Below are 6,547 nucleotides of genomic sequence, written 5' to 3' on the forward strand. Positions count from 1 at the left end.
TGCCCGCAATGAACTCGTCGAGCTACAATGTTTTTGCGGACTGGAAGTCCGCGCTCCAACTGACTTTTTGGACAGTCTCCCGCGCCACTTTGTTTAGCGAAGCTCGATCGCAAAGTTTTCGGAGAGAGCACGTACAATCGTGTCGAACATCCGGTCAACTTCTTCCGATGTTAGAGTGCGGTCGGTGGCCTGAAAGGTGAATCGCAGGGACAAACTGACTTTGCCGGAAGGAATATTCTTTCCCTGGTAGCGGTCCACTAATTTCCATGCGCGAAGGGCCGGAACATCCATCCGGTTAAACACATCTTCCAGTTGTGAGAACCGTACGTCACTGCTTATGAGAAACGAAACATCCCGCTCCACGAAAGGATAGGGGATCAACGGGTTGTAGGTAAGCCGTCGTTGCGGCAACTGAATCAGATCACTCAAGTAGATTTCGCATAGCTGAAGCGGCTGGGATTCCGAGTGAGTTTGAATCATTCTACCGATGTTCTTGCCTTCTACGAAAATAGAGCCATCCCGGATTGTCGGTTCACCATATAGCAAAGCCGACAGCATGGATTCCATTATTCCTTTCAGATCGCGATGTTCCACGAGCATTGCGATCCCTAAAGCGATTTTTTCCGTTTCGGGCAGGAAGACGCGCCCTATCTCAAACAATCTCACATCTTCATTTCGATGACGGAGATTGTAAGCGACAGATTCCTGCAGACCGGGAAGCAATGATGTCCGCAAGGCCGGCGCTATTTCGGAGAGCGGGTTGATGATCCGGATCGCTTCTTCAGTCGATTCGTTTACAAACGAAAACGTGTAGGCTTCCTCCAAACCTGCGCCTCTCAAGAATTGGTTCACAGCGCGTTCGAGCTGGAAAGTTGAATGATCGGCCTGGTATCTTTTCTCCGCTTTTGGGAGAGTGCTGGGAATATTGTTATAGCCGAAATGTCTGGCGATTTCTTCAATCAAATCAATCTCACGAAAAATGTCTACGCGAAAGGAGGGGACCTGCCACAGATTTTCTGCTTTCTTGATGAAGCCAAGAGCGGTCAGGATGTTATCTGCCAGATGCGGGTCGATGGTTTGACCGAGAATTCTTGCGATTCTTGGTTGTCTCAAGCGAATTTCGGCGGGGACGAATTTACCGGGACAAACATCAACCACCGGATGGACAGTTCCGCCTGCGCACTGCTCCAACAACACCGCCGCGCGAAGACAAGCATTGGCCTGCATTTTGTAATCGGCCCCACGCTCAAAACGGTACGATGCATCCGTAGAAAGTTCCAGAGTCTTCGCTGTTCGCCGTACTGACGCCGGCTGAAAATAGGCTGCTTCCAGCAAAACGTTTGTTGTAGATTCTGTCACTTCGGTTTCCATTCCACCCATGACACCACCCACACCGATCACGCGTTCGGCATCTGCGATTGCCAGCATGGAATCGGACAAGGGGCGTTCTTTTCCATCAATCATCAAAAGTTTTTCGTTACGGGCCTTGCGAACACGAATGGTGCCACCCGCAAGCGTATCGAAATCGTAAGCGTGCATCGGTTGGCCCAGCTCCAGCATCACATAATTTGTGATGTCTACTACGTTACTGATGCTGCGAAGGCCGCAAGCTTCCAGCTTTTTTTGCATCCAGGAGGGTGAAGGCCCAACTTTGATTCCCGTAACAATCTGACCGCAGAATCGTGGGCACAGATCGGCGTCTTCAATAAGAATTCGCAAATCCTTACCGCCGCCGGAATAGCGGCCGTCGTTAGTTCGAAAAGGAATGACCTGTGTTTGATGAAGCCCCTTGATGGCAGGTGGCGGAGATCCGAAGATCAATGCAATTTCACGCGCGAGACCATAAACGCTCAAACAGTCGGGACGGTTGACAGTCACTTCAATATCAAGCGTGGTATCTTCTTCGTACGGTTGCTTGCTTTCGAGCTGAAGCCCAACCATCGTGAGCGCTTTCGCGAGAGCATCCGGATCCACGGGAATATCGACTGTTTCTTTCAGCCAGTTGTAACTAACTTTCATGGCATAACAATCCGGAATTGCGAAAGGAAGCGAATGTCGTTTTGGAAAAATAAGCGGATATCGGGAATTCCGTACATTAAGATTGCAATGCGGTCCAGCCCCAGACCAAAAGCGAATCCGGTATATTTCTCTGAATCGTAACCGACATTTTCCAACACGTTTGGATGAACCATTCCTGAACCGAGAATCTCAATCCAGCCGGAGTATTTACAAACAGAGCAGCCTTTGCTTTTGCAAAAAACGCAAGAAACAGAAACATCCGCGCTCGGTTCGGTGAAGGGGAAGAAAGTGGGACGGAAACTAAGTTGCACTTCTGCAGAAAACAATTCCTGCAGGAAATAAAGAAGTGTCCCTTTTAAATCTGCGAACGTAATGTTTTCATCGACTACCAGAGCTTCGACCTGATGAAAAATGGGTGAGTGAGTCGCGTCGATTTCATCCTTGCGATAAACCCGTCCGGGGCAGAGAACGCGAACGGGCGGCGGATACTTCAACATGGTTCTTATCTGCACCGGAGAAGTATGCGTTCGCAGGAGCAAATTTTTGCCGGAATCATCCTGTCGGTTCACAAAAAGTGTATCCTGCGTGTCACGTGCAGGATGGTCGGGTGGGAAATTCAGAGCCGTGAAATTGTAAAAGTCGGTTTCGATTTCCGGTCCTTCTTCAATCGCATATCCCATGGAGCGGAAGATGTTTTCGATTTTCTGCCGCACCAGCGTGATGGGATGAATCCCTCCCAGTTTGGTTTCGGCGCCGGGTAAACTCCAATCAACTACTTCGGGCGGAACGGCATGCGACAGCAGTTCTGTTTTGCGTTCCAACTCCGTTTCCACAAGCTGCTTGAGCTCATTGATTTGACGGCCCGCGTTTTTGCGTTCTTCTGGAGCAACGGATGACAATTCTTTCAGTAACGCAGTAAGGACACCACGCTTCCTGCCAAGATATTCATTCCGGAGCTCCTCCAGAGTCTTTGTGTCGTTGGCCGCTGATAGCTTCTGGTAGAACTGCTGTTGCAGATTGTGGATGTTCATCTCGAGCGGCGGGCACGGAGGCCTGCCCACCAAATTAAGGATTTTTGGCGATTTGTGCGAGGTGGCTAAACGCCGCTGAATCGGTAACCGCCAGATCCGCGAGCATCTTGCGGTTCAAATCAACGCCGGCCTTCTTCAAACCGGCCATGAATCGGCTATAGGACAGGTCGTGTTGACGCGCCGCTGCGTTGATCCGGATGATCCATAAACCACGGAAATCACGCTTTTTGTTACGACGATCTCTGTACGCATATCCCAAACCTTTCTGAACGGCTTCCCGTGCCGCGCGATATAACTTTCCTTTCGTTAATCGATAACCGGAAGCAAGCTTCAGCAGCTTTTTTCTTTTTGCTCTTCTTTTCGTTCCACGTTTTACTCTAGGCATAACTCATTTTCCTTTTTTTTGCGTAGGGGCGACCCTCGTGGTCGCCCGCCAGGGCGGGGACAAGCCCCGCCCCTACGGTGAAATTAGTAGGGCAGCATCTTCTTGATTTTTGGCGCTTCAGCGGGCGAAACAACCGAGCTCTTTCGAAGATGTCGTTTCCGCTTGGGAGACTTCTTCGTCAAAATATGGCCCTTATTAGCGGAAGCTCTTTTAAATTTTCCGGTGCCGGTTTTTTTATATCGTTTAGCGGCGCCGCGATGGGACTTCAATTTCATAACTACTCCTTGCTCTATTTCACAAAGTAGCGCGGGCGTCTCGCCTGCGTCGCAGGCCGGAGGCCTGCGCTACTTTGATTATTTCTTTGCTGAGAAAACGGCAATCATATTATTGCCTTCTTGTTTTGGCATTCTTTCGACTTCAATTAACTCTTTGAGCTCTTCCATGAGCCGCTCCAGAATCCTCTTTCCGATTTCCGGATGAGCCATTTCTCTTCCGCGAAACATGATTGTGGCTTTGACTTTGTGCCCTTCGCCAATAAATCGTTCAATATGTTTTCTTTTAAACAGATAATCGTGTTCATCGGTTTTAGGTCTGAATTTCACTTCTTTAACCTGGACCGTCTTTTGTTTTCTTCTCGCCTGTTGAGCTTTCTTGCTCATCTGGTACAGATACTTGCCCAGGTTCATGATCCTGCAAACAGGAGGTTGAGCCGTTGGGGCTATTTCAACCAGATCCAATTCCTTCTGTCTCGCAAGTATTAACGCATCGCGGACCTGCATGATCCCAACCTGGGAACCATCTTCATCGATGACTCTTACTTCTCTAGCGCGAATCCTTTCGTTTGCTCTTATGTTTGGCTGAATACCAATCCTCCACAGTTTATATATTTAGTCACTTTAGTTTGTATCGACCGCACGGGTTGCAATCATGTGTTGCAATTCGGTGAGGAAGTCCTGCAGCGGACGCGCGCCTTGGTCCCCTCTGGTCCGGTGGCGTACGGATACGTTCTTATTTTCAACTTCTTTATCCCCTAGGATAAACATGTAGGGGACTTTTTGCAATTGGGCATCGCGAATTTTTGCACCAGTTTTTTCTTTTCGTGTATCCAGAAAGACGCGAATCTTATTCCTGAATAATTCCGCAGTAACCTGAGCAGCATAGTCATGATGCCGTTCTGCAATCGGAAGTATAGCAACTTGAACAGGAGCAAGCCAGAGCGGAAATGCGCCTGCAAAATGCTCCACCAGCACTCCGAAGAAGCGTTCAATCGATCCGGTGATCGCTCGATGCAGCATGATCGGACGGTGCGGTTGGCCGTCCGGGCCGATGTATTCCAGTTGAAAGCGCTCGGGCAAATTAAAATCTACCTGAGTTGTGCTGCACTGCCACCAGCGGCCAATCGCATCGCGAACTTTGAAATCGACCTTCGGGCCATAGAACGCGCCGCCTCCCGCATCAATTTCGTAGGAAACATCCCTTCTTTCCAGCGATTCCTGAAGCGCCTGAATTGCTTTGTCCCAGATCTTGGTGTCGCCGACAGCTTTTTCCGGCATGGTCGCAAGATAAGCCTGAATTTGGGTGAATCCCAGTGTGTGCCATAAATCATAAGTGAAATCGAGCAACTGATCGATTTCAGCGGAAAGCTGATCGAAGGTGCAAAACAGATGCGCATCATCTACAGTGAACCCTCGAACACGCATCAATCCGTGAAGAACTCCGGATCGTTCAAACCGGTAGACTGTGCCGAATTCAGCCAGTCGTAATGGCAAATCACGATAACTCCGCAAAGCTGCGCGATAAACTGCAATATGGATCGGACAATTCATGGGTTTCAGCTGGTAATCATCATCTTCCAGTTCCATGGGAGCGAACATGTTCTCACGGAAGTAATCGAGATGCCCACTTGTTCCCCAGTAGCTCAGCCGCGCCACATGCGGGGTGTAAGTAAGCTCGTATCCACGATTGTAGAGTTCATCATAAAGGTATTCTTCCAGCGCCCTGCGAATGCGGGCTCCTTTGGGAAGCCATATGATCAAGCCAGGACCCACTTCGTCATTGATTGTGAATAATTCCAGATCTTTTCCAAGTCTTCGATGATCACGCTTCTTCGCTTCTTCCAGCCGCTGAAGATAATCTTTCAGCTCCTGGTCTGAAAACCAGGCGGTGCCATAGATGCGCTGAAGCATCGGATTCTTTTCGTCACCTTTCCAGTAAGCTCCGGCAGTGTGAAGCAGCTTGAAAGATCCCAATCGTCCGGTGCTGGGAACGTGTGGTCCAAGACAGAGATCGATGAAACCATTTTGACGGTAACAACTCACTATCTCTCCACCTTTTTCTTCGATGAGCTCCGCTTTCATGGGCTCCCCTTTCTCCTGGAAGAAACGGATCGCTTCTTCTTTCGGCATCTCGATTCGTTCAATGGTGTAATTGGCGCCGGTGATCTCCTTCATTTTTGCTTCGATCCTTTCAAGATCTTCGGGTGTGAAAGGGACATCGCGCTTGAAGTCGTAATAGAAACCGTCTTCGATCACTGGACCAATCGCCACCTGTGTCTCCGGAAAGAGCTCACTCACGGCGTGCGCCATTAAGTGCGAGGTGCTGTGCCGAAAAATTTCCAGGGCTTGATCAGTTCCGGGAAGAATGAATTTCAAGTCTCCTGATTCCCTGAGTTGATGGGACAGATCTACAGCAATTCCGTTGAAGGAAGCGGCAATCGCTTTCTTACGCACTTCCGACGGCTGGTCCTGAAGAAGCTCTCGAACCGGAGTTCCGTCGGGGACCTCTTTGGAAGTTCCATCAATACGAATGGTTAAATTAGACATAGTGGTTGCGTCCAGGGGAGGGATTTCACAACGTGAAATGCGTTTTCATGATTCCTGCAAATGAATAGGCACGGGCGGTATCGAACCGCCGACCTCTTCCGTGTCAAGGAAGCGCTCTCCCACTGAGCTACGCGCCTGAAATTTGGGAGCTAAAAGTATAGCAAAATGAGGACCAAAATCAAAACGGGGTGGTCTCTTTATTCGAACTGAACGTTGTCAAACTGTTCGGGGGCATTGGCCTCGATTTTTGCCAGTTCCAATTCACGCGCAACAATGTGTCTTTGATCGGC

Annotated in this window: 6 protein-coding genes and 1 tRNA gene; all 7 read right to left on the reverse strand. The window is 49.4% G+C overall.

Annotated features, from left to right (window positions below; genetic code table 11):
* Nucleotides 1-93 precede the first annotated feature (93 nt).
* The gene (gene pheT, locus L0156_27740) at nucleotides 94-2,019 is read right to left on the reverse strand and encodes a phenylalanine--tRNA ligase subunit beta (GenBank protein MCI0606795.1); all 1,926 of its coding nucleotides are present in this window, start codon (nucleotides 2,017-2,019) and stop codon (nucleotides 94-96) included.
* Nucleotides 2,016-3,050 (reverse strand): phenylalanine--tRNA ligase subunit alpha, encoded by a 1,035-nt coding sequence (pheS, locus tag L0156_27745; GenBank protein MCI0606796.1) that lies wholly within the window; start codon nucleotides 3,048-3,050, stop codon nucleotides 2,016-2,018. Before pheS ends, pheT begins: the two co-directional genes overlap by 4 nt.
* Nucleotides 3,051-3,084: 34 nt before the next feature.
* Nucleotides 3,085-3,435: a 50S ribosomal protein L20 gene (rplT, locus tag L0156_27750; protein MCI0606797.1), complete on the reverse strand. Its 351-nt coding sequence runs from the start codon at nucleotides 3,433-3,435 to the stop codon at nucleotides 3,085-3,087.
* 83 nt (nucleotides 3,436-3,518) lie between these two features.
* Entirely contained in the window at nucleotides 3,519-3,710 is a 192-nt protein-coding gene (rpmI, locus tag L0156_27755; protein MCI0606798.1) for a 50S ribosomal protein L35, read from the reverse strand.
* A 78-nt stretch (nucleotides 3,711-3,788) separates the two neighbouring features.
* Nucleotides 3,789-4,286: a translation initiation factor IF-3 gene (infC, locus tag L0156_27760; GenBank protein ID MCI0606799.1), complete on the reverse strand. Its 498-nt coding sequence runs from the start codon at nucleotides 4,284-4,286 to the stop codon at nucleotides 3,789-3,791.
* 45 nt (nucleotides 4,287-4,331) lie between these two features.
* Nucleotides 4,332-6,257, reverse strand: coding sequence for a threonine--tRNA ligase (gene thrS / locus L0156_27765; GenBank protein ID MCI0606800.1), 1,926 nt, complete (start codon nucleotides 6,255-6,257; stop codon nucleotides 4,332-4,334).
* 65 nt (nucleotides 6,258-6,322) lie between these two features.
* Nucleotides 6,323-6,394 (reverse strand) — tRNA-Val (locus L0156_27770).
* Nucleotides 6,395-6,547 lie beyond the last annotated feature (153 nt).

It is taken from the genome of bacterium (genome assembly GCA_022616075.1).
GTDB lineage: Bacteria > Acidobacteriota > HRBIN11 > JAKEFK01 > JAKEFK01 > JAKEFK01.

Excerpts from the sequence above, each read along its gene's own strand:
- pheT (MCI0606795.1), bottom strand. The coding sequence starts at position 2,019 with ATGAAAGTTAGTTACAACTGGCTGAAAGAAACAGTCGATATTCCCGTG.
- pheS (MCI0606796.1), bottom strand. The coding sequence starts at position 3,050 with ATGAACATCCACAATCTGCAACAGCAGTTCTACCAGAAGCTATCAGCG.
- rplT (MCI0606797.1), bottom strand. The coding sequence starts at position 3,435 with ATGCCTAGAGTAAAACGTGGAACGAAAAGAAGAGCAAAAAGAAAAAAG.
- rpmI (MCI0606798.1), bottom strand. The coding sequence starts at position 3,710 with ATGAAATTGAAGTCCCATCGCGGCGCCGCTAAACGATATAAAAAAACC.
- thrS (MCI0606800.1), bottom strand. The coding sequence starts at position 6,257 with ATGTCTAATTTAACCATTCGTATTGATGGAACTTCCAAAGAGGTCCCC.